The sequence below is a fragment of the Serratia sp. CY31944 genome (assembly GCF_052169175.1).
Lineage (GTDB): Bacteria > Pseudomonadota > Gammaproteobacteria > Enterobacterales > Enterobacteriaceae > Serratia > Serratia sarumanii.
Genome location: NZ_JBJNLG010000005.1, coordinates 45,317 through 71,420 on the forward strand (window position 1 = coordinate 45,317; position 26,104 = coordinate 71,420).

The following is a 26,104-nucleotide window of genomic DNA, read 5'->3' on the forward strand; positions in this document are numbered from 1 at the left end:
AGGGAAAGGGGATGAGAGAAAGTCCGGAGTGGCTAAGACTTTTTCCTAGTTAGTCGATGGTTTGTTGCAAATTTGTGGGCAGGTTAACAATTACCCGCGTGCCGCAATGCGTTTCCAGCGTCAGCTCGCCGCCCAGCGCGCTGACCCGCTCGCGCATCCCCTGAATGCCGAGGCCGGGCGCCTTGTCCGCGCGGATGCCGACGCCGTTGTCCCGCACCTCGAGGTGCAAAAGCGCGCCCTGTTGATACAAGACGATGGCGACTTCGCTGGCTTCGGCATGTTTGCACACGTTGTTGAGCAGCTCTTGCAGCAGCCGGTAGAGGGTGAAGCGCACCGTTTCGCCGGCGGGCGTGTCTATGAGTCGGTAGTCGAAACGGCAGCGGATGCCCCGTTCGGCAAAGGCGAATTCGCTCAGCAGGTGGTGAAGCGCCTCTTTGAACGCCAGCTCGTCCAACGCGGGCGGGCGAAGCTGGCGCAGCAGCTGGCGCGTGGAGTGATGAATGCGCCGGGCGAGCTCGCTTATCTGGTGCGCGGCGGCCTGGGTTTGCGCCGGATCGCGCGCCCGTTTGACCAGCTGCGACTGGATTTGAATCGCGGTGATGTTCTGGCCGATTTCATCGTGCAGCTCGCGCGCCAGATTTTTCCGCGTGTCTTCTTCGGTGTGGATCAGTTTTTCGGTCAGCGCCCGCCGCGCCGCCAGCTCTTCTTCCAGGCGACGCTGATAGTGGTGCAGGTTTTGCGCCAGGTGCTGCTGGCGGCTGATGGCGATGCCCAGGCCGATGCCGAGCAGCGCCTGCGTCGCCAGAAAGATTTCCAGCTCGACCAGATTGCCGAACCCCACGCCGACCTGCCGGGCGAGGGTGATCATCATGCTGCCGAGCAGGCCGGACAGCACGCCGCCCTGCCAGCCGAACTTCCACGCCATCACCACGTTCGGCAGAAACACCACGATCAGCAGCAGGCGTTCGATTTCCGGCGACAGCACCATCTGCGTGCCGATGCCGATAACGAAAAACAGGCTGCACCAGATGATTAAGGACGCGCGCAGCGGCGGGTTGGGGGTGTCCAGCCCCAGCAGGTGGTAACGGTGCTGCTGGCGCAGAAATTCAAAGATCAGGTAGACGAACGGGGTCAGCAAAACGCCGCCGGTAAACGACGCCAGGCCAAGCAGCATCGCCGGGCTTGGCACAAACGGCGAAAGCAGGGCGGTATTGAGCAGCGAGGCGGCGGTCACCGCAGCCAGCAGCAGCGTCAGCCGCTGCCAGTAGAGGGGAAAACGGCGCCAGAGTCGTTGCGCGACCGCGGCCGGAAGCAGGGTGATAAACGGCGCGGCCAGCAGGCCGTAGCCGCTCAGCAGGCGTTCGCCGTGCAGCCAGAACAGCAACAGCACCGGCGGAATTATCAGGGCGGGCCAATAGCGGCGCGCCAGCAGGATCAGCAGCGCGAGATAGACGCCGTGCGGCAGAAACAGCGCCGCCTGGTTGCCGTTGTGGGTCAGATAGAAGCCGAGCGTCCACAGCATCAGCCAGCCGCTGCCCCAGGCCAACAGGATAAACAGCGAGATAACCCAGGGCCGGAGTTTGGGCGACATCAATGCCCCGCCAGCAGCTGATGGTCGAGGGCGAAATGCACCAGCTCGATGGTGCTGTTGCACTGCAACTTGCCCAGGACGTTGGCGCGATGCACGTGCACCGTTTTATGGCTGAGCGCGAGCTTGAAAGCGATCTCCTTTACGCTGTCGCCTTTGACCAGCAGATCGAAGATTTCACGCTCGCGTGGGGTCAGCACTTCCAGCGCCGTGGCCGGCTGCTCGCCGCCGCGCAGCGCCCGCAGCGCGTCGGCGCACAGGTAATGGCCGCCCATATCGACGGAACGCACCGCCTGCACCAGCTCTTCCGGCCCGCAGCGTTTGGTCAGATAGCCGCTGGCGCCGGCGTCCAGCGCGCTTTGCACGAAGGAGGGGGAGTCATAGATGCTGAGGATGATCGCGCGGAACTGCGGCTTCTGCGCCCGCAGGCGCTTCAACAGGCTGAGGCCGTTTTCATCCGGCATGGCGATGTCCATCAACGCGACGCTGACGTCGTCGCGCAGCAATGCCGGCCAGGCCGCCGCCGCGCTGCTGTATTGCCCCACCACGTCGAGATCGTCCTCGAGGCTGAGCAATTGCGCAAAGCCGGAGCGCACCACCACATGGTCATCCACCAGTATCACACGGATCATTTTTCGCACTCTGTTGCCGAATCATGGCCCTATGATGCCTGCCGCCGCGGTGCTGGCAATCAGCCAAGCGCGGTTATGCAATCGGTGTAACAGAATCGTAATAAAAGGGCGCCTCCTGCGCCGTCAACGATCCAAATCGATGGCGAAATGCTGCCACAGCGCGGTGCGCCGCTCCTCTTCCGAATGCAGCGTCGTTTCGTGGCGCTGATGATCTTCGGTCACGATCAGCTTCATGTCACTGAGGGTCACCCGGCCGTGGTTCGTCGGCCGTGAACACACCAGGCGCTGGGTGAAGTGCGACTGCGGCGAGGTGCTGTGGAAGCGGCACATCTCGTCGAACGCATGCAGTTCGCACGGCTGAACGGTAAAGCGATACAGGGTTTTGGCATGCGAACGTTGGTCGCCGTTGCGGCGCTCCAGCAGGTAATACTCGCCTTCCCGCTCCAGGTGGAAGGTGCCGCTGGCCTGCGGTTGCGGCTCGGCGGCGACGATCTTCAGCGGGGTCAGGAAGGAATCGCCGAAACCGACGTCCACCAGCCAGGCCTGGCCCGTCAGATCCACCCGCAGCGCCAGATGGTCGTAGGGCGGGCCGAAATGGCCGTCGCGCGCGCGGATCTCGCCGGAGATGAAGCTCACCTTGAAACCGATCTCCCGCAGCAGCAGAGCGAACAGCGCGTTCAGCTCATAACAGAAACCGCCGCGGTTGCGCTCGACCACCTTGCTGAACAGCGCCTCCGGCGCCAGCTGAATACCCTGATGATAAATAATGCTCAGGTTCTCGAACGGGACGCTCAGCATGTGGCGATGGTGCAGCTGTTGCAACGTGGGGAGGTCAGGGCGGGCGGCGCCGGTAAAGCCGATATGCTGCAGGTAGCGTTGGGTATCCACAGGGAGTCTCGCATGAGAAAAAGTAGGCATAAAATAGCGGGCTTTGCGGCTTTTGTGAGCGCATTACGTGCTGCGCTGTCGCTGCTGCCGCAAACTGTCACTGGTCGGCGTTAGCCTGTTCCCCTGAGTTCAATCTGGCAGGAGAACGGCTATGCAAGATTTCAAACATCGGGTGGCGCTGGTGACCGGCGCTTCCACCGGCATCGGCGAAGCGATCGCCGCCGAACTGTTTCGGCGCGGCGCCACGGTGGTGATGACCGGCCGCCACGCTGCGCCTCTCGCCGCCGCCGCCGCGCGGCTCGATCCCGAGGGCCGACGGGTGATGACGTTGCGGATGGACGTGCGTGAGGCGCCGTCGGTGCAGCAGGGTATTGAAGAGACGGTGCGGCGCTGCGGCGCGCTGCATCTGTTGGTCAACAACGCCGGGATCACCGGCCCGCATGAGGTGGACATCGATCGGTACGCGGTCGAAGATTGGCATGAGGTGATCGCCACCTGCCTGAGCGGCACGTTTTTCGGCATGAAGTACGGCCTGCCGGCGATCGTCGCCGGCGGCGGCGGGGCGGTGGTGAACCTCTCTTCCGCCAACGGCGTGGTGGGCATTGCCGGGATCGCGCCTTATACCGCCGCCAAGCATGGCGTGTTGGGCCTGACGCGCTCGGCGGCGCTGGAGTTCGCCACGCGCGGCGTGCGCATCAACGCCGTCGGGCCGGGCTATGTGGAGACGCCGGCGATGGGGACGCTGCCGGCGTCGGCGCGGGCGCAGATGGCCGCTTCGCACCCGATGGGGAGAATGGCGACGCGGGAAGAGGTGGCGAAAACGGTGGCTTTCCTGCTCTCGGACGACAGCAGTTTCACCACCGGCGCGTTTTACAGCATCGACGGCGGTTATACCACGCGTTAATGGAAGACAGGCCCCTGACGGGGCCCGTTCGGTTACCAGGATTTACGCGGGTTGCGGGAGACGATGTCGATCTTTTGACACAACAGTTGGGTGATATCCACCGAGGTGGGCTGAGCGGCGCTGCCGGTAAAGTTTTTCAGCACGATGGCGATGCGGGCGTAATTGACATAGCCCTCAGGCAGCGGCAAATATTCCGACGAGTTAAGCGCAGTGATGCGATCCGAGGTCATCGTTGCCGAAGCGGCCGGCGTTACCGTGCCGGTGCGCCCCCACTGGCAAGCTTTTTCCAGTAGGGTAGTGACGCCGGCATCGCCGTTCAGGACATACTTGCCTTGGTAAGTGCCGATGGTGACATCAAGGCTGTTCTGGCCTTTCAGGTTTGCCAGCGTGGCGCGCCACAGCACCAGATCGTTTTTCTCGATTGGGAAGTAGATCTCGACGCGTTTGTCCGTTGTCGTCGCCGTTTTGGTGGTGGCGGTCAGCACGCCGTTTTGTAGCGTCACCGCCAGATCGGCGGTCTCCGTTTGCGAGAGGCGTGCGCCGCCGAAGGCGTAGACGTTATTCAATGCCAGCGCGCCGCTCTCTTTCCAGCTCGGCTCCGGCAGATGGTTGACGCCATCGCCCAGATAGAGCAGGCGCCACATGTTGATGTAGCCGGGCGCGACGATCTTTTTCATCTCGATATGGTTGTTGGACCAGCCTTTTTTAATGTCGGCGTTCACCAGATCGAAACCGTCGATATAACATTTTCCGCTTAGATCGCTGGACTTATCGAAGAAGAAATACTCGACGTATTGATAGGGCACACTGCTGCCGGCATCGGTGTTGTTGGTCATCACGCTGTGCCATTGGCTGTCTTTGATTTTTACCGTACCGCCGTTGTTGCTGGTAAAGACCGGCCGGTAGTTGCGGCAGTTGGCGTTACCCCATTCGAAGTGGCAATTTTTAAAGTCCAGCGTGCCGCCCTTAAGGTCGAACAAACCATAGTCGGTATTGGCCAACTGTTCGGTTTCATTGTTAAAGCCGCTGTAGTCGAACGAACAATCGCGGAAGGCCAGGGCATGCACCCCCTGATAATAGTTTCGGCTGTCGCCGAACAGGCATTTGTAGAAGACGATTTTTTCGCCGGCGTTGGCGGTAGTTTCAGACCAGATCGGCCAGAAGCAGCCCCGCACCATGATGCTGTGCCAGCTCTGGATATAGGCGTTATTGCCGAAGACGATGCCTTTATACAGGTTGGTCAGCCAGACGTTTTGCACCAGCAGTTGGCAGGCCGGCAGGCCGTGCATGTTTGAGGCATCGCTGTAGACGCACAGGCCGCGCAGATTGGCCGCCGTGCCAGGGGCACCCACGATGCGCAGGTTATAAATCGCCGGCGCTCCTAGCGAATATTGCACGCGTACGCACTCGATGTTGGCGGCGCCGCTGAAGTCCAGAATGGTGCCCTTAAAATCGACGGAATTTTTCCATAGCTTCAGATTGGCGGTGGTTTTACAAGGGCGAATGCCGCCGGGGCCCACCAGGGTAATCCCCGCCGGGGTGGTTGGGATAGGCAACTGCCACCACTCTTCGCCTTTGACCTGCAAGAAGTTGCACGCGCGGGTAATGGTCAGCGAGTAATCCAGCTCATCGCCCGGCAGGTGCCACCAATCGATGCTGTAATCGCCGTCATTGATGATGCGCTTCCAGCGGCGGTTTTGCGCATCGACGAGCAGGGTAACGCCGTTGTCCTGGCTGGTGGTATCCGCATCGTCTCGGGTAAATACGCCGTGATGGTAGCGGTTTTCGAGCATCACCGCGGTTTCGCTACCGGCATAGCTGCGCAGGTTGGCGTAATCATTTAATGAAATCATGGAATAGCCCTCGTTTTGGACAATAAGAGGCCGATGCAATATGGCGATTGCAGGGGCGGTGGCATAGGGAAATGGCATTGTGGCCGAAGGGCGAATCGGTTCGCGATCCCGGTCGGCAGAGATAAATTAACAGGCTGAGGTGAGAGGTTTAAGCGTTCAGGGTTGTGCCTGACGCCAGCAAACATCGCCGCCGGGGTTCAGGTTTGGTCTGTAGATGCGAGGGTTTGCAACCAGGCCAGAAACGCCGCTGCGCCGGGTTTTTCCAGCGTGCGCGGCGGATAAACCACGTAGTAGGGTTTGCTGAGCGGCAGCGCCGGTTCGGCCAGGGTGACCAGCTGGCCTGCCGCCAGTTCACGGGCGATCAGCCGCCGCTGGCCGAGCAGCACCCCGCGCCCTTGCACGGCGGCGTCGATGGCCAGCGAGGTCAGGTTATAGGTCAGCCCGCGCCGCGCCGGCGGCATTCGATCGGCGGCGGTGAACCACTCGTGCCAGCCCGGCAGAAACTGGCTCTCCTTACCCCAGTCGACGTGGATCAGCGGCAATTGCGTCCAGTCGCCGCGATCGCGCAGCGCCGGGCTGCACACCGGCTGCACCCGATCCTGAAACAGCCGCACATTTTCCAGCAGCGGATAGTCCTGATCGCCGAAGCACAGGGCGAAGTCCGCCGCCGAATGGGCGAAATCGACCGCCGCATGGGTGGCGTGCAGCCGCAGATCGCCGTCGGGGCACTGCGCCAACCAGTCGCCCAGCGCCGGGTTCAGCCACTTGGAGGCCAACGCCGGCAGGGCGAATACCGTCAGCGCCTGTTTGCCGCGCTGGCGCTCGACGTGCTGCTGCGCCACGCGCAGCGTTTCGAACGCCTCCTGCACGTAGGCCAGGTAGTCCGCGCCCTGTTCGGTCAGCGTGACGCCGCTTTTGGCGCGGATGAACAGCGTGATCCCCAGGTGTTGCTCCAGCTGGCGGATCTGCTGGCTGACGGCGGCGGCGGTCAGCGCCAGCGTATCCGCCGCGCGGGCCAGGCTGCCGGTGCGGGCGGCGGTTTCGAACGCCAGAATGGCGCTCAGCTTGGGCAAGCGCGCGCGGGACGGTGAGTGCATGGGCAGGGCTATCGCTAAGAATTGGTTAGCTTATCCATAACGTATTTTTGTTATGGCGGCAATGCGCCATTCGCTACAGTGAGAGGCATCCGGCTATCGCACACGAGGGGAACGTCATGCCGCAACTTGCCGATATTATCGATCTGTCCGCTCATCCCATCGACGACGCCGCGTTCCGCGCCCGTTGCCGGCAAACGCTGGAGCGCAGCGGTGCGTTAGTACTGCCGGGATTTCTGCGCGCCGCCGCGCTGGCGACGGTGCGGTTGGAAGGCGCCGAACAGCACCACGCGGCGTTTTACGCCACCAGCAAACACAACGTGTATCTGCGGCCGCAGGACGACGCGCTGCCGGCCGATCATGCGCGTAACCGGCTGGTGGTGTCGTCCAAAGGCTGCATTACCGACGAAGATATTCCGCCGCAGTCGCCTCTGCGTGCGCTGTACGACGCTCCGGCGTTTCGCGCGTTCCTCTGCGCGGTGTTGGATGAGGCGCAGCTGTATCCCTACGCCGATCGGCTGTCGTCGATCAACCTGCATTACGCCCACACCGGCCAGGAGCTGGGCTGGCACTTCGACAACTCGTCGTTCGCCATCACGCTGCTGATCCAGAAACCGGCGGCAGGCGGGCGTTTCGAGTACGTGGAGAACCTGCGCGACGCCGATCGCGGCGAGATGAACTATGCCGGGGTCACGCAGGTGCTGGACGGCGAGCGGGCGGTCAAACGGCTGGCGATGGAGGAGGGGGATTTGGTGCTGTTTCGCGGGCGCAACGCCATGCACCGGGTGACGCCGACCGAAGGCGACACTACGCGCATGCTGGTGGTGCTGGCCTACAATGCGCAGCCGGACGTGATGCTGTCGGAAAGCGCCAGAATGACGTTCTACGGCCGCTTATAGCGGATAAAAAAACCGCCCCGGAGGGCGGTTTGTCGATTCAGTGCGGGTTCTGCTCTTCGTGAGCCTGCTGCTCCCGCTTCACTTCCTGCGCGCGCTTGCGCAGGCCGAACCAGCCCAGCGTCAGCAGCACCGCCAGCACCGGAATGGTGGCGATGGTCCAGGTACCGTTCGGGTAGTCGAACGCCATCATCACCACCACGATCAGCAGGAACGCCAGCGTCAGCCAGGAGGTGAACGGCGCGCCCGGCATTTTGAACGATACCGGCTGCGCGCGGCCTTCACGCACGGCTTTGCGCAGGCGCATCTGGCAGACGATGATAAACGCCCATGAGGCGATGATGCCCAGCGAAGCGATGTTCAGCACGATCTCGAACACCTGCGACGGCACCAGATAGTTGAGCACCACGCCGATCACGTAGATGCCGCAGGTGACCAGGATGCCGGCGTAAGGCACCTGCTGGCTGCTCATTTTGGCCATCAGCTTCGGCGCCGAGCCGCCCATCGCCAGCGAACGCAGGATGCGGCCGGTGGAGTAGAGGCCGGAGTTGAGGCTGGACAGCGCGGCGGTCAACACCACGATGTTCATGATGGTGCCGATGTAAGGCACGCCCAGCTTGCTGAAGAAGGTGACGAACGGGCTTTGGCCGGCCTGGTAGGCGTTCCACGGCAGCAGCAGCACCAACAGCACCACGGAGCCGACGTAGAACAGGCCGATACGCCAGATCACGCTGTTGATCGCTTTGGGCATCATTTTGGCCGGATCTTTACACTCGCCGGCGGCGGTGCCGATCAGCTCGATGCCGGCGAAGGCGAAGATCACCCCTTGCACCAGTACCAGCGCCGGCAGCAGGCCGTGCGGGAACATGCCGCCGTTTTCGGTGATCAGGTGCATGCCGGTGGTGTGGCCGGCGACCGGGGTGCCGGTGCCGAGGAACACCACGCCGACAATCAGGAACAGCGCGATGGCGACCACCTTGATCAGCGCGAACCAGAACTCCATCTCGGCGAACCATTTCACGCCGATCATGTTCATGGTGGCGACGATGCCGAGCGCGCCGAGGGCGAACAGCCACTGCGGCACGTCGGCAAAGGTGCCCCAGTAGTGCATGTACAGCGCCACCGCGGTGATATCGACGATGCCGGTCATCGCCCAGTTGAGGAAGTACATCCAGCCGGCGACGTAAGAGGCTTTCTCACCGAGAAATTCGCGGGCGTAAGAAACGAAGCTGCCGCTGGAAGGGCGATGCAGCACCAGCTCGCCCAGCGCGCGCAGGATGAAGAAAGAGAAGATCCCGCACACCAGATAGACCAGCGCCAGCGCCGGCCCGGCCAGTTCGAGACGACCGCCGGTACCGAGGAACAAGCCGGTGCCGATCGAACCGCCGATGGCGATCATTTGGATCTGCCGGTTGCCCATGCTTTTGTGATAACCGGATTCATGAGAGTCTAGCCAGCGTCTTCTGGCGGCGTGTTTATCGTCCGCCGACTTTTTTTGTGAGTGCATTATCCGTCCTGTTTACCTGTCTATGATGAACGCCGCCCTGAGCTGCAGGGCAAACGATTGCCATCAGCAATCGTAATGAGAATGAGGTCGTGGCATCATTCCGCTGTTTATTGTGTATACAGCCGCCGTTAAATAACGGCGTGGCATGCTACCGTTTCCCGATAAAGCTGGCAAAAAAACCTGCGTACAAAGCGTGAACAATTGTGTGTATTTTTTAAACTGAAAACAAAAGCGCATATTATTCAGTAAGATGAGTCTCATTATCAACACGGAAATATCGAACGATAAAAGTGATTGAAATCACAGAATAATAATTACCGCGCAAATTAAAGGGATTTGGACGTTATTTTGCGTGAGGGGGAAGGCGGGCGGAAAATAAAGCGATGGCGCCTGCGCAGTAATTAGCGTGCGCAGGCGAATCGGACGTGGGGGCTTTTTAGGCGGATTCACCGGCCGGCAGAGCCGAAGCCGGCAGGCCGAACAGCTTGTCGAACGCCCAGTTAAACAGGAAGGTGTAGCAAGGAATGATGACGATCAGCGCCATATCCAGCAGCAGCGCCTGCCACAGCGTGATGCCCATCCACCAGGCGATCAGCGGGATCAGATACACCACCAGCGTCAGCTGAAAGCCGACGGCGTGCAAAATGCGGCGCTTGAGGGTGCGGGTGCGCGACGCCTGGCGGCTTTCCCACCACTCGAATAAATAGTTGTAAATGAAGTTCCAGCTGACCGCGATGGTGGTGATCACCACCGCCAGCGGCCCGGTGCTGCTCGGCGCATGGCCCGACAGCAGCGCCAGCCCCAGCGCCGAGATCGCCATGCCGATGATTTCATAAGCGGTGACATACACCAGTTTGCGTTTGACGCCTTGCATTGTTTTCTCCCGATCTGTTTTTAGTTGCCTCTGCGGCGACGGCGGCTAAGATAACGTCAATCACATTGATAGAAAAAGTCAGGAGCTGTCAGTTTAACTGACAGATTAAACGATGAACTTTTCCAGCGACAATATCGAACTGTTTCTGGCGGTGCTCGATCGCGGTTCGTTTTCCGCCGCCGCCCGCGCGCTGCGGCGCGTACCGTCCGCTGTCAGCATGGGCATCGCCAACATGGAGGCGGAACTCGGTTTCGCCTTGTTCGATCGCTCGCACCGTGAACCGACGCCGACCGCGCTGGCGTTGGCCCTGGCGCCGCACGCCCGCCTGATCGCCGGGCAGCTCAAGCAGCTGCAGGTGCACGCTATCGAACTGTCTCAGGGGCTGGAGAGCCGGCTTTCGATCGGCGTGGCGTCGGACATTAACGGCGCCAGCCTGCTGGCGGCGGTGAAGACGCTGTCGCAGCGTTATCCGTTGCTCAACATCGAAGTGCTCAGCGCGCCGCAGGATGACGTGCTGCACATGCTGCACCAGGAGCGCATTGGCGTTTGCCTGGCGTTCGGCGGGCTAAACATCAACAGCGCGGAGCAGTTCCACTCCGTTGGCGCGGAATCGCTGGTGGCGATGGTCTCGCCGCAGCATCCGGCGCTGGACGGCGCGGCGGGCGAACTGTTTCTCGAGGATCTGGTCAACGTGCGGCAGATCATGGTGGCCAGCCGCGATCTGCCGATCGGCGATCTGCGCCCGCAGGTGGCGGAGGCCTACTGGCGCACCGATAGCCTGCCGATGGCGCTGAACATGGTGGAAGCGGGCCTGGGGTGGGGCAATTTCCCGCTGTCGCTGGCCGAGCCGCTGCTGGCGCAGGGGCGGCTGGTACGGCTGAAATTCAAAAACACCAAGAACGAGCTGCGCTTGCCGATGCATTTGATCTGGCTGAAGAATCGCCCGCTGGACAAGGCGGCGCGCGAGCTGGTCGAGCTGATGCGCGCGGCACCGCAGGAAGGCTGACGCCAGGCGCGCTGGCTTATTCCGCGTGGCGTTTGCGCCACCAGAAGCGCACCAGCAGGATGGCGGCGATCGCCAGCGCGACAAACAGCAGGCTGGAGAGTTTTTTGTCGAAGCCGGTAACGAAGCGTTCGATCGCCTGGCCGCCAAAATAGCCGAGCATGACGAAGATCGTCGCCCACAGAATGGCGCCGAGGATATTGAGCGGCACGAAGCGCGACGGCGGCAGGCGGCTGGCGCCGATCAGCACTGGGCCGATGATGCGGAAACCGTACATAAAGCGCACCCCGATAACGAACAGCATTGGGTGGCGGGCGATCAGCTTTCTGGCGCGCGCGATGCGCTTTTCCTGCCCCTTGAGCCGCGAGATGACCCGGCCTTCGAACCGGCGGCCGGCGAAGTACAGCAGCTGATCCCCCAGCGTACCTCCCAGCGCCACCACCGCGATCACCCACGGCCAGTGCAGCAAGCCTTCATGGGCGGCGATGCCGCCCAGCAGCGTGATGGTTTCTCCCTCAGCCAGGCAGCCGATAAACAACGCCCAGTAGCCGTAGTCCGTAATGTAGTGGGCCAAATCGGTCATTCCTTACTCCTTATGTGACTGACGCATAAGGGCAAGTATACGCCCGATCGCTAGCCTTGGGCGATCTGGGCCACCAATGCTCTGCGCCGCGCCAGGCTTTCCGCCATCTGCGCCTGTACCCTGGCGTAAATGTGCGGCGGGGCCAGTTCCGGCGTGCCGCCCGTGAACGGCGGGGCCGGGGCGTATTCCAGATAGAGTTGGATCGTTTGGGCAGTGTCTTCGCCGTGCAGTTCGGCGATCAGCGCCAGCGCGAAATCGATGCCGGCGGTGACGCCGCCGCCGCTGATCACGTTGCCGTCGCGCTCTACGCGTGCAGCGCTGGGGATGGCGCCGAACAGCTTCAGGCTGTCGCGCATCGACCAGTGGCAGGCGGCGCGTTTGCCCGCCAGCAGGCCGGCCGCGGCCAGGATCAGCGAACCGGTGCACACCGAGGTCAGGTAGCGGGCATCGGCGCCCAGCCGCCGGATTTGCTGCATGAACGCTTTATCCTGCAGCGCCTGGGTACAGCCGCTGCCGCCCGGCACGCACAGCACGTCGCAGCGCGCGATCTCCGGCAGCGGGCGCAGCTGGGTGAAGTGCAAGCCTTCCGATTCGACATCCGCGCCGTCTACCGAAGCGACGATGATTTCCGCGCCCGGCATGTGGCGCAGAAACTGCAGCGGGCCGGTGAAGTCGAGCTGGGTGACGCCTTGATAGATGGGAAATACAATCACGAGTGGTTCAGACATGACATTCGCCTCATTTTTATCGTTGGACCTGGGCCATAATAGCCGCCCTGTTTTTGGCTGGTATGACAGATAACCCTCAAAAAGCGCCATCATGAAAACGATCGGTTTTGTGGTTTTTCCCGGTTTCAACCTGCTGGACTTTGCCGGTCCGCTGGCGGCGTTCGATAACGTCAGCCAGTTTACCGATCCGCCGGCCTACCGCTGCGTGGCGATCTCGCCGCAGGGCGGGATGGTCGCCAGCTCGGCCGGGGTGGAGATCGCCACCCAGCCGTGTGGCGACGAGCGTTTCGATACGCTGGTGGTGGCCGGCGGCAGCGGCAACGTGATGGCGGCGCAGTCGCCGGCGCTGGTGGCGTTTCTGACCACCCACAGCCGGCGGGCGCGGCGCATCGCCAGCGTGTGCACCGGCGCGTTTATTCTGGCGGCCTGCGGTTTGCTGGACGGCAAGCGCGCCACCACCCACTGGTATCACGCGGCGCGGCTGCAGCAGAGTTATCCGCGCATCCGCGTCGACAGCAACCGCATTTTCATTCGCGACGGCGATATCTGGACTTCGGCCGGCATCAGCGCCGGTATCGATCTGGCGCTGGCGTTGATAGAAGACGACCTTGGCGCCACCCTGGCGGCGGCCGTGGCGCGGCAGCTGGTGGTCTATCATCGGCGCCCCGGCGGGCAGTCGCAGTATTCGCTGCTGCTGGCGTTGAACCCGTCGTCGGATCGCATGCGCGCCGCGCTGTCGTTCGCGCGAGAGCATTTGCATCTGCCGCTGTCGGTGGCGGATCTGGCCGACGCCGCCTGCCTGAGCGAGCGCCAGTTCGGCCGGCTGTTCCGCGCCGAAACCGGGCAGACGCCGGCCAAGGTGATCGAACAGCTGCGGGTGGAGGCGGCCAGGGTGCGCATCGAAGAGAGCGCCGAGCCGCTGGAGGCGATCGCTCGCTCGGTGGGATTCAGCGATCCGGAGCGCATGAGGCGGGCTTTTATCCGCATATTTGGCCTGTCGCCGCAGGCGATCCGCCGGCTCGGCCGCGCGGGATAACTTTTTTGCCACGCCTGGCGGCGGGGCACACCAGAGGAGCAACGGATGTATCAGGATTTCGAGAGCGAATTGAACTGGGCGATGCGCCATATGCCGCGCACCCGGGCGGCGGTGGCGGCGTTGCCGGACCTGCACGGGGTGCGGCTGGCGTGCAATATGCACCTGGATCTGAAAATGGCGCCGCTGGTGGCCGGCCTGCTGGACAAGGGCGCGGCGATCTTTCTGACCACCTGCAATCCCACCACGGTGCAGAACGACGTGGTGGCCTGGCTGGAACGGCGGGGCGCGCAGGCTTACGCCTGGCGTGACATGAACGCCGGCGAGTGGTCGGAATCTTTCGACCGCGCGTTGGCCTGGCAGCCGACTCACCTGTGCGAAATGGGGGCGGACTTGACCACCCGTTTGCACCAATCGCCGAACGGCCCGCAGATCGTCGCCGGGCTGGAAGCCACCGGATCGGGCATCAATCGTTTGAACGGCGTGGCGCCGCGCTATCCGATCTTCAACTGGGACGATCTGCCGGTGAAAGAGGGGCTGCACAATCGGCATATGGTTGGGCTGACCGCCTGGCACACCTTCTTCCAGACCACCCATTTGACGCTGCACGAAAAGCGCGTGCTGGTGATCGGCTACGGCCTGGTCGGGCAGGGGACGGCGGCGGCGGCCAGGGCTTACGGCGGCCAGGTGATGGTGGCGGAAATCGATCCGGCGCGCGCGCTGCAGGCGCGTTATGACGGCTGGCAGGTGGTGGATTTGGCGAGCGCCGTCGCGCAGGCGGACGTGATCGCTACCGCGACCGGCGCGAAAAACGTGCTCTCGGCGCAGCATTTGCAACAGGCGCAGGACGGCGTGTTTATCCTCAACGTCGGCCACGTGGCGGAAGAGATCGACGTCGGCTTCCTGCAAGGCCTGCCGCACCACGAGCCGATGCCTTATGTGAACGCTTACCAACTTAATGAGAAGACGGTGTATTTGCTGGCCAACGGCTCGATGTTCAACCTGACCGCCGGCTATGGCGACAGCCTTAACGCCTTCGATGTGACGCTGGCGGTGATGGCGGCCGGCATCGGCCATATCGTCGGCGCCGGGGCGCGGCAAACGCCGGGGCTGTACCTGTTGCCGCAGTCGGCCTGGCAGCCGGCGCTGTAACTTTTTCCACGCGGGCGTTCATCCCAGAGCGCCCGCGGGCTGCGTCGTTTTTCAGCGGACAGAATTTGTCACAAATCCGCCATACAATCCCAGTGCCAAGCGCTGAACCCTCACATATAATTCGCTGAGTTCAAGCCCCCATTTCAGAGTAATGCCTGTGAAAATACGTGTTTTGGTTCTGACCCTGCTCGCTTTGCAGGCGGGCGCAGGCTTTGCGCCGCGCGCGTTGGCCAGCGACAACGCCGCCGCCCTGCACGCCACCCAACCGGAGCTGGCCTCCGGCAGCGCGATGGTCGTCGATATGCAAACCCATAAGGTGATGTATGCGCGCAACCCGGATGAAGTGGTGCCGATCGCCTCGATCACCAAGCTGATGACCGCCATGGTCACGCTCGACGCGCACCTGCCGCTCGACGAGATGCTGGCGGTGGACATCCGCCAGACGCCGGAGATGAAAGGGGTGTATTCACGGGTGCGGCTGAACAGCGAAATCAGCCGTAAGGATATGCTGCTGCTGGCGCTGATGTCGTCGGAAAACCGCGCCGCCGCCAGCCTGGCGCACCACTATCCGGGCGGCTACAACGCCTTCATCAAAGCGATGAACGCCAAGGCCAGGGCGCTGGGCATGACCAATACCCATTATGTGGAACCGACCGGGCTGTCTATTCATAACGTGTCGACGGCGCGCGATCTGACCAAGCTGCTGATCGCCACCAAGCAATACCCGTTGATCGGCCAGCTCAGCACCACCACCGAACGCATGGCCAGCTTCAAGGATCCGAACTACACGCTGCCGTTCCGCAACACCAACCACCTGGTGTACAACCCGAAATGGAACATCCAACTGACCAAAACCGGCTTCACCAACCAGGCGGGCCACTGCCTGGCGATGCGCACGGTGATCGGTAACCGCTCGGTGTCGCTGGTGGTGCTGGACGCCTTCGGCAAATACACCCACTTCGCCGACGCCAACCGTCTGCGCAGCTGGATTGAAACCGGCAAGGTGACGCCGATCCCGGCCGCCGCCCGTGACTATCGCCGCCAAAAAGACGCCCGTCTGGCGAAGAACGACAGCGAATAACCTGCCTGGCGGCCTGCCCGTTTGCGGCAGGCCGCTATCGGCCCTCGGGCCGTCTGATGACAAATCCCCGCTCGCGATCGCCGTCGAAACCCGCCTTGAGATAAAGCTGGTGCGCGCCGGTGCGTTGCTGCCCCGACAGCAGCATCACCTTGTAACAGCCCTTGCGCCAGGCCAGCTGCAGCGCGTATTCGATCATCGCGAGCGCCACGCCGTGGCCGCGATAGGGCTCCGCCGTCACCACGTGTTCGATGACGCCGAACGGCTGCGCCTGATGCGCCAGCCCCGGGATCAGCGCCAGCATGCAGGTGGCTATCGGCTGTTCCTCTTGCGCCGCTACCACCAGACGGATCGCCGGATCGTCCAGCAGGCGCTGCAGGGTACGGCGCGCGTCGTCGCTGCGCAGCGGCGCATCCTGTGGGCGCAGCTCGCGATACAGAGCCAACAGGCCGTTGAGATCGTCCGGCTGCGCCAGGCGATGAATGATGCTCATGGTTGCTCCTTTCGCCGCTTCAAGGGTAATCCGCTATCCTCCATTAATACCACAACGATTACCGAAGGGGATGTTATGAGTCAGGTTTCGACCTTTGTCATGTTCCAGGGGGAGGCGCAGCAGGCGATCGACCTCTACAGCCAGGTGTTTGAGCGTTTTCGGCTCATGCAGGTGCAGCATTACGACCCGACGCCGGACGGCCAGCGGTTAATCAAGCATGCCACCATCGATTTCGATCGGCAGAACCTGGTGTTTATCGACAGCCCGATCAGCCATGATTTCAGCTTTACCCCGGCGGTGTCGCTGTTCATCAACCTGCCTAACGAAGAAGCGTTGGAGAGGGCGTTCCACCGCCTGGCGGAGGGCGGCAAGGTGCTGATGCCGCTCGACGACTACGGCTTCAGCGCGCGTTTCGGCTGGCTCAACGATCGCTTTGGGCTTTCCTGGCAGCTCAATGTGCCGGCGGGCGATCTGAGGTGATGGAGAAAGTGGCGTTTATCCCATATCCGCTCGCGGTGGTTTACCGCTATGCTAAACGTACAATAACCCGCGTATGCATATGTAAAAGGATGAATCATTTTGGCAGGAAGTAGCTTACTTACCCTTATCGACGACATCGCCTCGTTGCTGGACGATGTCTCTTTGATGACCAAGATGGCGGCAAAAAAAACCGCTGGGGTGCTGGGGGACGATCTGGCGCTCAACGCGCAGCAGGTCACCGGCGTTAAAGCCGACCGTGAACTGCCGGTGGTGTGGAGCGTCGCCAAAGGTTCGCTGATCAACAAGGCGATCCTGGTGCCGCTGGCGCTGCTGATCAGCGCTTTCGCGCCCTGGGCGATTACGCCGCTGCTGATGGTGGGCGGCGCCTACCTGTGCTACGAAGGGTTCGAAAAGGTGTATCACAGCCTGAGCCAAGACAAGCAGGCACATGAGGATAAGCAAGACGGACCGGGCGCCAATGAGGATGTGGCGGCCTATGAAAAGCGCAAGATAAAAGGGGCTGTGCGTACTGATTTCGTGTTATCCGCCGAGATTATCGCCATTACGTTGGGCACCGTCGCCGGCGCCACTTTCAGTCAGCAGGTGATCGTGCTGTGCGGCATCGCGCTGGCGATGACGCTGGGGGTTTACGGCATCGTCGCCGGTATCGTCAAGCTGGATGATTTGGGGCTGTACCTGAGCCGCAAGGGCAGCGCGTTGGCGCGCGCCGTCGGCGGCGGCATCGTGCGCGCCGCGCCTTATTTGATGAAAACGCTGTCGATCGTCGGCACAGTCGCCATGTTTATGGTCGGCGGCGGCATCCTGACCCACGGTCTGCCGCCGGTACATCATCTGTTTGAGGACTGGGCTTCCTACGCTACGGTGGTGCCGACGTTGGGGCATATTTTGCAGGGTGTCATTCCAGCCCTGCTGAACGTGGTGTTCGGCGCGATTGCCGGCGGCGTGGTGCTGGCGGTGGTGTCGGCGCTGGGCGCGGTGCGCGCGCGTTTCAAGGCATGATGAAAAGTCTCGCCCCGCAAGGGGCGGGACGGAGCTGACGCTTTAAAAAATCAGTTTGAGAACGCCGGTAATCGTCAACAAACCCACGATGAAGATGATGGCGACAATCCACAGAATAATTTTCATTTACTTCTCCCTTACCGGTTAAATGTGGCGCACGATTGGCGCTAACTCAATGAAATCACTCTTCACTATAGACGCTAACTCCCTATCGTGCGTTGCCGTGCATTCAAGGATGCCGATTGTCGCCCGCGCCCAGCGCGCGCTGCATGAGGTGGGTGTCGCGCCATTCCCCCAGTTTGAACCCCACGGCCTTTAACGTCCCGACGCTGGTAAAGCCGAGCGACTGGTGCAGCGCCAGCGAACCGCGGTTGGCGGCGGAATCGCCGACGATCGCCAGCATCTGGCGCCAGGGGCCTTGCTCGCAGCGGGCGATAAGCTTGCTCAGCAGCGCCTTGCCGACGCCTTTGCCCTGTTGCCCCTCGGCGATATACACCGAGTCTTCCACGGTAAAACGATAGGCCGGCCGGGGCCGATACGGCGTGGCGTAGCAGTAGCCCACAATATGGCCTTCGCTTTTCGCCACCAGCCAAGGCAGCCCGGCTTCTTGCACCTTGCTCAGCCGCAGCTGCATTTCCGCCAGGGGCGGCGGCAGTTCTTCAAACGAGGCGGCACCGTACAGCACGTGGTGGGTGTAAATGCGCAGCACGGCGGCCATATCGTCCGGCGTGGCGTCAAGGAGGCTGAGTACGGGAGCGGAGAGCGTCATGGTAATGCCTGTTTACCTTGGAAATCAGCGGATAAACGCCATTATGCGCGCCGCTCGCCGCCGGGGTAAATCGGGTTTTCTTATGGTGAGATAAGAAAACCCTATGGGGTCGTCAGCCGCGCATCAGTTGGGCCACGGCCTGGCGCAGATAGGCCAGCAGTGGCGGAGTCAGCCAGGTGCCCTCGGTCAGCGAGGGTTCCCGTTCCATCGCTTCACGGATCTTCATTTGCGTCGCCGGGTTGGTACCGGCATAGGATTCGAACAGCGCCAGCCAACCGGCCGCCAATCTGACCGCTTCCGGCGAATCGGGCGGTATGCCGTCGTTCATCGCTTGATGGAATTGAGCGATCAGAGCCGGCCACTCCTGCAGGCGGGTGAAATAGTGTTGACGCACATAGTCGTATTCTTCCGCCGACAGGTATTTTTGATAGACAGCCAGCTTGGTTTCGGCAAAGGCGCGGGTGATGTAGTCCGTCATCGCCGGCGTAATGCCGGTCTGTTCGCGCATCGACGGTTCATCGGCGTGCATGGCGTTCAGCCGGGTGAGAAAGGCCGGGTTGCCGGCGGTGTCGCGTTCCAGCATCAGCATCCACCGGCGCGCCAGCGCCTGAGCCTGTGGCGCCAGGGGTTCGACGCCTTCCGCCATAAGTTGCCCCACGCTGCTCACCAATGCAGCCCATTCCTGATTGCGGGTGGGATCGGCCTGGTAAAATGGCAGTTGCGCCAGCTCATCGGCGGTAAAGTATTTATCGTACATGGTCATTAACTCCAACGTAGTCAGCCAGTCGTTCAGTTCCGGTTCGTGCCCGGCGGAGAGTTGGGCATGCATGTGTTGCAGCCGGCCGCGCAATGCGGCGATCTGCGCCAACTGTTGGTCCAACATGGCGATCTGCTGCTCAATCACCGCCGGAAGCGCCTGCCCTGAACGCGCCAGAATTGCCCCGACTTCCGCCAGTGAAACCCCCATCCGGCGCAGCGCCTGGATGTGGTGCAAGCGGGTGATGTCAGCCCGGTTGTATAAACGATAACCGGCGTCGGAACGCGCAGAAGGGACCAGCAAACCAATGCTGTCGTAGTGATGCAGTGTGCGAACGGTAATGCCGGAACGGCGCGCCAGTTCGCCGACTTTCAATAACATATGTAGCTCCTCCCTTGTGCGTGCCGGGATACTAAAGCCTGACGCAACGTAAGGGTCAAGAGCGGGAAGAAAAGATGACGTTTTAAAAATCGGTGGGCGCCAGAGAGACAAAAGCCCGGCTGGATGGTTGGGCTTCGCAGGTCCCTGAAAGGGAGGGTATAGCATAAGGGCTTTTATCGGCTACGGCGACAATTCCATCTGATTTGTCTGTTTTTTCAACAGCAGCGTACTGGCCAGAACAGCACGTTTTTGGCATTGCTCCTCTTAATGACGGCGCGTTGTATGCCAGCAACAAGCTCGCGTGGCAGACACTGGGTAAGAAAGCCTCGTTATGCAGGAATGAGTATGCGGGCGTTTTGCTTTCAGAGAAGGTGTGGCGTAAGGAAACGGAGAGTGAAAATGAAAAATTGCGGATTCGTACGCAGAATCCGCCTTGATGGTGGCCGAATTTACCAGCCCTTCACCGCGCCGCCGTTGAAGATTTTCTCGGCGGCCTTGGCCACTTCGTCAGACTCATAGGCTTTGATGAAGTTCTGCACGTTCGGCGCGTCCTTGTTGTCTTCGCGGGTGACGATGATGTTGGTGTACGGCGAGTCTTTATCCTCGATGAAGATGCCGTCTTTGGTCGGCGACAGGCCGGTCTGGTTGATGTAGGTGGTGCTGATGACGGCGACGGTGACCTTTGGATCGTCCAGCACGTGCGGCAGCTGCGCGCCTTCCAGCTCCATGATTTGGTAACGGTGCGGGTTGGCGCTGATGTCCAGGGCGGTGGGCAACAACCCCTTGCCTTGTTTCAGCGTAATCAATCCGGTTTTTTCCAGCAGCAGCAGGGCGCGCCCCAGGTTGGTCGGATCGAGCGGGATGGCGATCACCGCGCCGTCCGGCAGCTCTTTGAGCGATTTTATCTTTTTGGAGTAGCCGGCCATCGGGAAGACAAAGGTATTCCCGACCGCCACCAGCTTATAGCCGTGATCTTTGTTTTGCTGTTCGAGGAACGGGCGGTGCTGGAACACGTTGGCGTCCAGTTCGCCCTTGTCGGTGGCGTCGTTCGGCAGCAGCGAACCGCTGAAGCCGACCAGCTCGACGTCCAGCCCGTATTTCTCTTTCGCCACTTGCCTGGCGACTTCCGCCACGTCCTGTTCCGCGCCGTTGATGACGCCGACCTTGATATGGTTCCGATCGGTTTTTTGATCGCAGCCCTGAAGTGCCAAAACGGCGGCAAAGGCCGCCGCCAGAGGGGTGATACGCCAGCGTAAGGTCATCGAGGTCTCCCTGAAAAGAACAATAAAATCAGTTGGTTTTTGTTCTTACAGCTAAGCTTGAACCGCCGATGAAGTCAAACGCTCGCTCAGCATAAACGGCTATAGCTTATAGCCGTTATGCGGCGGGGGATTATCGGCTGAGCGAACGCAGCACCACGATGCCCGGCGTGGCCATCACGTAATCCATAAAGGGCGAATCGACCACCCGCATGTTGGCCTTGCGCGATGAGGCGTTGCGCAGCACCGGGCCGTTGTCGGTCATCACGAAGATGCCGGTGTGGGTCACGTCCAGCCCGTCCAGGTTGGTGTAAATGCCGATGTAATCGCCGGTGCGCAGCTGGGCCAGCACCTTGTCGTCGATGCGGTCGCTGGGGATATAGGTCACGCTGCGTTGTACGTCGGGCAAGCCGGGCAGGTAGCTGCCGCCATCCGCTTTGCGGTTGAGGGTTTTCACGAGGGTGACGGCGTGCGGGCTGAGCCGCGCGGTGATGTCTTCAGCCACTTTTTTCGGCCGCTGCGCCCAATCGGTGAAGAAGTGTTTGCGCTGCGGGAAGGCGATTTTGCCGTCGACGTAGCGAATGTCTACCAGACGCTGTACGAACTCGCCCTCGCTGCGGGCGGTGCTGAGCGCTTCCACATAATCGATGTAGGTGAAGCAATCCAGCCCGCGGAAGTCGATCACCAGCTGCTCGGGCGTGCTCTGCGAACCGATCAGGCGGTTGGCGAGATAGGGCGTGCCGAGAAACTCGCGCGAAATCAAATCGACGGTGCGGCCATGCGGCTGCGTGGCGGGCCAACCGGCGCGCAGCGCGAGGATCTCATGCAGCTTGCTGCGGGTGCTGGCGTCCATCTGCGGTTGCACAGCCGGCGGCGAAACGGTGACGTCGGTCGGCGGCGTTGCGGGGGAGACGGCGGTGGGGCGCTCGGCGCATCCGCTCATGGCGATAGCTAACATCAGTAAAACAACCTTGTTCTGGTTCATACGGCCCTCCCTGGGTGTCGCTGGCTTATCAGAGTCAGTGATAACAGTTCTCATCCGATGGTAGGGGTTAAAAAGTAAACATAGCCTCAATGGCGGCCGATAAATCAGTAACCGATTTCGCTATTGAACGGCAAATACCAGAACAGCGCGATTTCGTGATCGGCGATCTCCGGCTCGGCGCGGTACAGCAAACGGTCGATGCCGCCGAGAATAAACCCGTAATGCTGGTAGCAGCGACAGGCGGCCAGATTGTTGTTCTGCGTTTCGAGCATCATACCTGAGGTTTCCTGCTGCCGCGCCCACTGTTTGGCGCAGTCCAGCAGCGCCCCGGCGATGCCCTGACGGCGCGCGTGAGCGCTGACCGCGATCTCGTCGATCAGGGTGTAACCGTTCCAGTTTTTGCTCAGCGTGATGTGGCCAACGGCTTGGTCCTGGCGATACGCCAGGAAAGTCGCGCTGTCTTCGTTGGCGAACGGCGCCAGGGGATACTGTTTGCGAAACGGCGCCACCGGGCGGGTTGGCCAGCTGTCGACCGGGGTGTCGAACTGCGGCAGGGCGTAACAGCGGATGGTAAAGCCGAAATCGCCGCGCGTCAGGTAATCATCGGGCAGCGCCTCAATGGCCGCAATGCGGATGGCCGCGGTCATTACGGCAGCTCTCGCAGCAGGCGCGCCGGGTTGCCGGCATAAATCCCCTTGCGGGTGATATCGCGGGTCACGACCGCCCCGGCGCCGATCACCGCGTCGCTGCAGATCTCCACCGCCAGGATGGTGGCGCCGGAGCCGATGGAGACCCGATCGCCGACGCGCGTGCGCCCCCAGCTGGCCGGATCGGCATTGGGCGCGCCGTCTTTGAACAGATCGTTGGCGAAGGTGACGCCGTGGCCGACAAAGCACGCTTCGCCGAGGGTAACGTATTCGCAGATAAAGCTGTGCGACTGAATTTTACTGCGCGCGCCGATGCTGACGTGGCGCTGGATCTCTACGAACGGGCCGACGAAGACATCGTCGCCGAGCCGGCAGCCGTACAGATTGCAGGGCTCGATAACGGTGACGTTGCGCCCGGCGTCGACGTCGACGATCCCCGCCTGGCGGGGGGTGATAACGGATGACATGGCTTTCCTCGCAGCCTGGTTTTTATGGTGGGAGTATAAGACAAAGCGCCGCGGCGTTGCGCTTTCCGCACGTTTTTTCGCCGAAAGACTATAATGAGTACAGGGGAGAGAGCCCCGTGGCCGCAATCCTCGCACGGGTAGCAGTCCGTCGGAGGTGTGAAATTCGTTCGCCGATCGCGGCCTACGGCGAGATAGGAGGTGTCTCATGGTCAGTCATGTTTGGGGACTTCTGGCGCATCCCAGCGCCGAGTTCGAACAGATCAAAAACGAGAATGAAAGCGTCTCGCACCTATACACCCATCACGTGTTGCTCTTGGCAGCAATCCCGGTGGTCTGCGCTTTTATCGGCACCACCCAGCTGGGCTGGCTCTCCGGCGAGGGACATGCCATCAGGCTCGACATGTTTACCGCGCTTTATACCGCCGTGGCGTTTTACCTGCTGATGCTGGCGGGCGTAGCGGCCATGGGGAAAGTCATTCACTGGATGGCGCGGCGCTATGAATCGCGCCCCAGCCTGCACCGCTGCATGGTGTTCGCCGGCTACGTGGCGACCCCGATGTTCCTCAGCGGGATTGTGGCGCTCTATCCGGTCGTCTGGCTGTGTCTGTTTGTCGGCATTATCGGCCTGTGCTATTCGGGCTATCTGCTGAATCTGGGGATCCCGCACTTCCTGAATATCGACAGTAAGGAAGGGTTCATCTTCTCCAGCTCGACCTTCGCCATCGGCATTCTGTTGCTCGAGCTGCTGCTTGGGGTGACGGTGCTGCTGTGGGGGTACGGTTCCTGGTTATTCTGAGTTAACGGTTGTTGTTGTCGCCCCCGCGCCGGTGGAACGGCGCGGGGGCTTTTGCTTTTATACGCGGCGGAAAACCAGCATCACGCCGAGCACGATGCCCGCCATGCCCAGCAGGCTCAGCGCCGCCAGCGCGTGGCCGAGCAGCTGGTAGTCCAGCAGGGCGGTCACCGCCGGGATCAGATAGAACAGGCTGGTGACCTGCACCAGGTTGCCGCGCTGGATCAGGCGATACAGCAAGAAGGTCGCAAGCACCGAGATCACCACCGCCATCCACAGCAGCGGCAGCACGAACTCTGGCCGCCACTCGACCCGCAGCGGCTCAAACGGCAGCGCCAGCGTACACATCAGCAACCCGACGGCATACTGCAGCGGCAAGACCGCCAGCGGCGGCTGCGTCATGCCCTTTTGCAGCAGGGTGCCGGCGGTCATGCAGCCCAGCGCGATAAAGGCGAACAGCATGCCGCTCAGCGAGAAGTGAGCCACCATCAGGCTTTGATACACCACCAGCGTCAGCCCGGCCATCGCCAGCGCCAGGCCGAGCGCCCGCAGCCCGGTGCAGCGCCGTTCGGTGATGAACTGGGTGAGGATCGGCTGTACGCCAAGCAACGTGGCCAGCACGCCGGGCGTAATACCCTGTTCCAACGCCAGCAGATAGCAGATTTGATAGCTGCCGATCATCAGCACGCCAATCAGCGCGACGCGCCGGCGGGTGCCGGGGGCGGGCAGGCACTGGCGCTGCCACAGGCCGATGGCCAACAGCACCGCCAGCGCGATGGCGCAGCGGAAGAACAGAAAAGCGAAGGCGGAGGCGTGCTCCAGCCCCCAACGGGAGAAAATCGCGCCGCTGCTCCAAAGCAGGACGAACAGCGTAGCCAGGCCGGCATTGGCCCAGAGAGAAGGTAATCGCATGTCAATTTCACCTGTCGTGAAAATTACAGGCTCCGGCGTGCGCGGCGGTCTACGCCTGAACGCAACAGATCAATAAGCCGGAGGTAAAAAGTCGGTTTGGCTTAGCGCACGACCACAATGCGTGGCGGGTAAGCGGCAACCGCTGAAACGACAGAGGAAACGGCGGGTGGAGCGGAAGAAGCACACAGCAAAACGGCGGCCGGAACGGTCGCGTTTGTCGGATCTGTGCTGTGCGCCAGGTAGGCCATGTGAGTTCCTGAAAACTGGGAATGAAACTAATCGCTCAAACATAACTAAGTTCAGCGGGACGTGCAATCGGAAATCGCAGTGGCTTAAGTGATAATGAAAATCATTATCATTTATTGGGAGGTATGCTATGTTGCTTTGGCCGCGCAGTTTTGACGCAGAGGGCGCGGCTTGCTCTTGCCTCGGTTCACGCAATGCGTGCGACAAAAGACATTGCGATTCGCTTTTGCAGAAGGCGCGTAATCGTGGTAAAAATATTGATATGTTATAATATAACAATTTACGCATAATGAATTCAGTTCACGACATCCTCCATGTTGATGGGATTAGCCTGACCGGCCACGGCGGGGCATTGATACTCGACAACATCCATTTCGCACTGCGCGCCGGTGAGAAGCTGGCGGTGATCGGCCCTAACGGCAGCGGCAAGTCCAGCCTGTTGCGTGCCCTGATCGGTGAAACGCGGCCGGACAGCGGCGGCATTTACTGGCGAGGGCGCGCCTTGTCCGCGTGGCCGGCGGCGGAGCGCGCCAGAAGCATCGCCTTTCTGGCGCAAAACGATTCGCCGGATTTGCGGCTGTCGGTTGAGGACTACGTGGCGTTGGGCCGTTTGCCGCATGGCGCATGTTCTGCGACGGGAAAGCGCATCGTTGACGAAGCCATCGGGGAAACCGGGTTGGTGCCGCTCAGGCACCACCCGTTGGGGCGGCTCTCGGGCGGCCAGCGCCAGCGTGCCGCGCTGGCTAGGGCGTTGGCGCAGTCTCCCGATCTGTTGTTGCTGGATGAACCGACCAATCACCTCGATCCGCCCGGGCGCTCGGCGCTGCTGTCGTTAGTGAAAAATAAAGACATCGCCGTGATTGCGGTCTTGCACGATCTGCCCGTGGCAGAGGCGTTTGCCGATCGGATCCTGGTGCTCAACGAAAGCCGTCAGGTGGCCTGTGGTACGCCCGAGGCGGTGTTGCAAACTCCGGTGATTTTGCCGGTGTTCGGCATGAACAGTTTCAAGGTGGCGCATCCCGTCAGCGGGAAAACGCTGCGCATTTTTGACGTTCCCCATTGCGCTTGATCAACCAGAGAGA

The 26,104-nt window shown here is 61.5% G+C and carries 28 protein-coding genes and 1 pseudogene; 10 read left to right on the top strand and 19 right to left on the bottom strand.

Going from position 1 to position 26,104, the window contains the following annotated elements; genetic code table 11:
- Positions 1-49 precede the first annotated feature (49 nt).
- From ACJ8IN_RS07280 to ACJ8IN_RS07290, 3 genes are all read right to left on the bottom strand, one after another.
- Positions 50-1,591, bottom strand: a complete 1,542-nt coding sequence (locus tag ACJ8IN_RS07280; protein ID WP_060421259.1) for an MASE1 domain-containing sensor histidine kinase — start codon at positions 1,589-1,591, stop codon at positions 50-52.
- Complete coding sequence (locus tag ACJ8IN_RS07285; RefSeq protein WP_060421262.1) at positions 1,591-2,220, bottom strand: response regulator transcription factor; 630 nt, start codon at positions 2,218-2,220, stop codon at positions 1,591-1,593. The genes ACJ8IN_RS07280 and ACJ8IN_RS07285 overlap by 1 nt, the downstream gene beginning before the upstream one ends.
- Before the next feature lie 123 nt (positions 2,221-2,343).
- Positions 2,344-3,108 carry an arylamine N-acetyltransferase family protein gene (locus ACJ8IN_RS07290; RefSeq protein ID WP_060421265.1) on the bottom strand — a complete coding sequence of 255 codons (765 nt, stop codon included), beginning with the start codon at positions 3,106-3,108 and terminating at the stop codon, positions 2,344-2,346.
- Positions 3,109-3,259: 151 nt separating this feature from the next.
- Between ACJ8IN_RS07290 and ACJ8IN_RS07295 the strand changes: the two genes are divergently transcribed.
- Positions 3,260-4,012 (top strand): SDR family NAD(P)-dependent oxidoreductase, encoded by a 753-nt coding sequence (locus ACJ8IN_RS07295; RefSeq protein ID WP_047568791.1) that lies wholly within the window; start codon positions 3,260-3,262, stop codon positions 4,010-4,012.
- Between the two features lie 32 nt (positions 4,013-4,044).
- Here ACJ8IN_RS07295 and ACJ8IN_RS07300 read toward each other — a convergent pair whose 3' ends face one another.
- Positions 4,045-5,865 carry a hypothetical protein gene (locus ACJ8IN_RS07300; RefSeq protein WP_060421268.1) on the bottom strand — a complete coding sequence of 607 codons (1,821 nt, stop codon included), beginning with the start codon at positions 5,863-5,865 and terminating at the stop codon, positions 4,045-4,047.
- A gap of 197 nt (positions 5,866-6,062) precedes the next feature.
- Positions 6,063-6,962 carry a LysR substrate-binding domain-containing protein gene (locus ACJ8IN_RS07305; protein WP_060421271.1) on the bottom strand — a complete coding sequence of 300 codons (900 nt, stop codon included), beginning with the start codon at positions 6,960-6,962 and terminating at the stop codon, positions 6,063-6,065.
- A 116-nt stretch (positions 6,963-7,078) separates the two neighbouring features.
- Between ACJ8IN_RS07305 and ACJ8IN_RS07310 the strand changes: the two genes are divergently transcribed.
- Positions 7,079-7,858 carry a HalD/BesD family halogenase gene (locus tag ACJ8IN_RS07310; RefSeq protein WP_060421274.1) on the top strand — a complete coding sequence of 260 codons (780 nt, stop codon included), beginning with the start codon at positions 7,079-7,081 and terminating at the stop codon, positions 7,856-7,858.
- A gap of 37 nt (positions 7,859-7,895) precedes the next feature.
- On the opposite strand, the gene ansP is transcribed toward ACJ8IN_RS07310, so the two are convergent.
- Together ansP and ACJ8IN_RS07320 are read right to left on the bottom strand one after the other, a co-directional pair.
- Positions 7,896-9,362: an L-asparagine permease gene (gene ansP / locus ACJ8IN_RS07315; RefSeq protein WP_033637529.1), complete on the bottom strand. Its 1,467-nt coding sequence runs from the start codon at positions 9,360-9,362 to the stop codon at positions 7,896-7,898.
- A 436-nt stretch (positions 9,363-9,798) separates the two neighbouring features.
- Entirely contained in the window at positions 9,799-10,236 is a 438-nt protein-coding gene (locus ACJ8IN_RS07320) for a PACE efflux transporter (RefSeq protein WP_016928654.1), read from the bottom strand.
- Positions 10,237-10,348: 112 nt separating this feature from the next.
- On the opposite strand from ACJ8IN_RS07320, the gene ACJ8IN_RS07325 reads away from it, so the two are divergent.
- The gene (locus tag ACJ8IN_RS07325; RefSeq protein ID WP_033637531.1) at positions 10,349-11,242 is read left to right on the top strand and encodes a LysR family transcriptional regulator; all 894 of its coding nucleotides are present in this window, start codon (positions 10,349-10,351) and stop codon (positions 11,240-11,242) included.
- Between the two features lie 16 nt (positions 11,243-11,258).
- Here the strand turns inward: ACJ8IN_RS07325 and ACJ8IN_RS07330 are convergent, their stop codons facing one another.
- Together ACJ8IN_RS07330 and ACJ8IN_RS07335 are read right to left on the bottom strand one after the other, a co-directional pair.
- A complete protein-coding gene (locus ACJ8IN_RS07330; RefSeq protein WP_033647075.1) occupies positions 11,259-11,822 on the bottom strand; it encodes a DedA family protein in 564 nt (187 codons plus the stop codon).
- A gap of 50 nt (positions 11,823-11,872) precedes the next feature.
- The gene (locus tag ACJ8IN_RS07335) at positions 11,873-12,550 is read right to left on the bottom strand and encodes a DJ-1/PfpI family protein (RefSeq protein ID WP_047568783.1); all 678 of its coding nucleotides are present in this window, start codon (positions 12,548-12,550) and stop codon (positions 11,873-11,875) included.
- A 91-nt stretch (positions 12,551-12,641) separates the two neighbouring features.
- Here ACJ8IN_RS07335 and ACJ8IN_RS07340 point away from each other — a divergent pair, with 91 nt between their 5' ends.
- The 3 genes from ACJ8IN_RS07340 to pbpG all read left to right on the top strand — a co-directional run bounded on the left by ACJ8IN_RS07340 (position 12,642) and on the right by pbpG (position 15,816).
- Positions 12,642-13,586 carry a GlxA family transcriptional regulator gene (locus tag ACJ8IN_RS07340; RefSeq protein ID WP_060428943.1) on the top strand — a complete coding sequence of 315 codons (945 nt, stop codon included), beginning with the start codon at positions 12,642-12,644 and terminating at the stop codon, positions 13,584-13,586.
- A 45-nt stretch (positions 13,587-13,631) separates the two neighbouring features.
- Entirely contained in the window at positions 13,632-14,735 is a 1,104-nt protein-coding gene (locus ACJ8IN_RS07345; protein ID WP_103773770.1) for an adenosylhomocysteinase, read from the top strand.
- Positions 14,736-14,886: 151 nt separating this feature from the next.
- On the top strand, positions 14,887-15,816 hold the full coding sequence (gene pbpG / locus ACJ8IN_RS07350) for a D-alanyl-D-alanine endopeptidase (RefSeq protein WP_041033978.1): 930 nt from the start codon (positions 14,887-14,889) through the stop codon (positions 15,814-15,816).
- A 34-nt stretch (positions 15,817-15,850) separates the two neighbouring features.
- Here pbpG and ACJ8IN_RS07355 read toward each other — a convergent pair whose 3' ends face one another.
- Entirely contained in the window at positions 15,851-16,306 is a 456-nt protein-coding gene (locus ACJ8IN_RS07355; RefSeq protein ID WP_060438034.1) for a GNAT family N-acetyltransferase, read from the bottom strand.
- Positions 16,307-16,381: 75 nt separating this feature from the next.
- Between ACJ8IN_RS07355 and ACJ8IN_RS07360 the strand changes: the two genes are divergently transcribed.
- Positions 16,382-16,786, top strand: coding sequence for a VOC family protein (locus tag ACJ8IN_RS07360; protein WP_103772549.1), 405 nt, complete (start codon positions 16,382-16,384; stop codon positions 16,784-16,786).
- A gap of 99 nt (positions 16,787-16,885) precedes the next feature.
- Entirely contained in the window at positions 16,886-17,806 is a 921-nt protein-coding gene (locus ACJ8IN_RS07365) for a DUF808 domain-containing protein (RefSeq protein ID WP_103772548.1), read from the top strand.
- A 42-nt stretch (positions 17,807-17,848) separates the two neighbouring features.
- Here ACJ8IN_RS07365 and ACJ8IN_RS07370 read toward each other — a convergent pair whose 3' ends face one another.
- The 8 genes and pseudogenes from ACJ8IN_RS07370 to ACJ8IN_RS07405 form a co-directional block, all read right to left on the bottom strand.
- Positions 17,849-17,932, bottom strand: a complete 84-nt coding sequence (locus ACJ8IN_RS07370; RefSeq protein ID WP_016928643.1) for a membrane protein — start codon at positions 17,930-17,932, stop codon at positions 17,849-17,851.
- A 103-nt stretch (positions 17,933-18,035) separates the two neighbouring features.
- Positions 18,036-18,575 carry a GNAT family N-acetyltransferase gene (locus ACJ8IN_RS07375; RefSeq protein ID WP_103772547.1) on the bottom strand — a complete coding sequence of 180 codons (540 nt, stop codon included), beginning with the start codon at positions 18,573-18,575 and terminating at the stop codon, positions 18,036-18,038.
- A 112-nt stretch (positions 18,576-18,687) separates the two neighbouring features.
- Entirely contained in the window at positions 18,688-19,713 is a 1,026-nt protein-coding gene (locus ACJ8IN_RS07380) for a MerR family transcriptional regulator (protein WP_049195886.1), read from the bottom strand.
- A 215-nt stretch (positions 19,714-19,928) separates the two neighbouring features.
- Positions 19,929-20,042: pseudogene (locus ACJ8IN_RS07385) on the bottom strand (hypothetical protein); the annotation flags it as partial.
- Positions 20,043-20,162: 120 nt separating this feature from the next.
- Positions 20,163-20,975, bottom strand: a complete 813-nt coding sequence (locus ACJ8IN_RS07390) for a MetQ/NlpA family lipoprotein (RefSeq protein ID WP_033653481.1) — start codon at positions 20,973-20,975, stop codon at positions 20,163-20,165.
- Positions 20,976-21,105: 130 nt separating this feature from the next.
- Positions 21,106-21,957, bottom strand: coding sequence for a DUF1460 domain-containing protein (locus ACJ8IN_RS07395; protein WP_033647064.1), 852 nt, complete (start codon positions 21,955-21,957; stop codon positions 21,106-21,108).
- Positions 21,958-22,061: 104 nt separating this feature from the next.
- On the bottom strand, positions 22,062-22,604 hold the full coding sequence (locus ACJ8IN_RS07400; RefSeq protein ID WP_041033982.1) for a GNAT family N-acetyltransferase: 543 nt from the start codon (positions 22,602-22,604) through the stop codon (positions 22,062-22,064).
- A complete protein-coding gene (locus ACJ8IN_RS07405; RefSeq protein ID WP_103772546.1) occupies positions 22,604-23,071 on the bottom strand; it encodes an acyltransferase in 468 nt (155 codons plus the stop codon). Before ACJ8IN_RS07405 ends, ACJ8IN_RS07400 begins: the two co-directional genes overlap by 1 nt.
- Positions 23,072-23,276: 205 nt before the next feature.
- Here ACJ8IN_RS07405 and ACJ8IN_RS07410 point away from each other — a divergent pair, with 205 nt between their 5' ends.
- Positions 23,277-23,867, top strand: coding sequence for a Yip1 family protein (locus ACJ8IN_RS07410; protein ID WP_033637547.1), 591 nt, complete (start codon positions 23,277-23,279; stop codon positions 23,865-23,867).
- Positions 23,868-23,924: 57 nt separating this feature from the next.
- Here ACJ8IN_RS07410 and ACJ8IN_RS07415 read toward each other — a convergent pair whose 3' ends face one another.
- Positions 23,925-24,776: a DMT family transporter gene (locus tag ACJ8IN_RS07415; protein ID WP_103772545.1), complete on the bottom strand. Its 852-nt coding sequence runs from the start codon at positions 24,774-24,776 to the stop codon at positions 23,925-23,927.
- A 598-nt stretch (positions 24,777-25,374) separates the two neighbouring features.
- Between ACJ8IN_RS07415 and ACJ8IN_RS07420 the strand changes: the two genes are divergently transcribed.
- Positions 25,375-26,091, top strand: a complete 717-nt coding sequence (locus tag ACJ8IN_RS07420) for an ABC transporter ATP-binding protein (protein WP_060420052.1) — start codon at positions 25,375-25,377, stop codon at positions 26,089-26,091.
- The last annotated feature ends 13 nt before the right edge of the window (positions 26,092-26,104 follow it).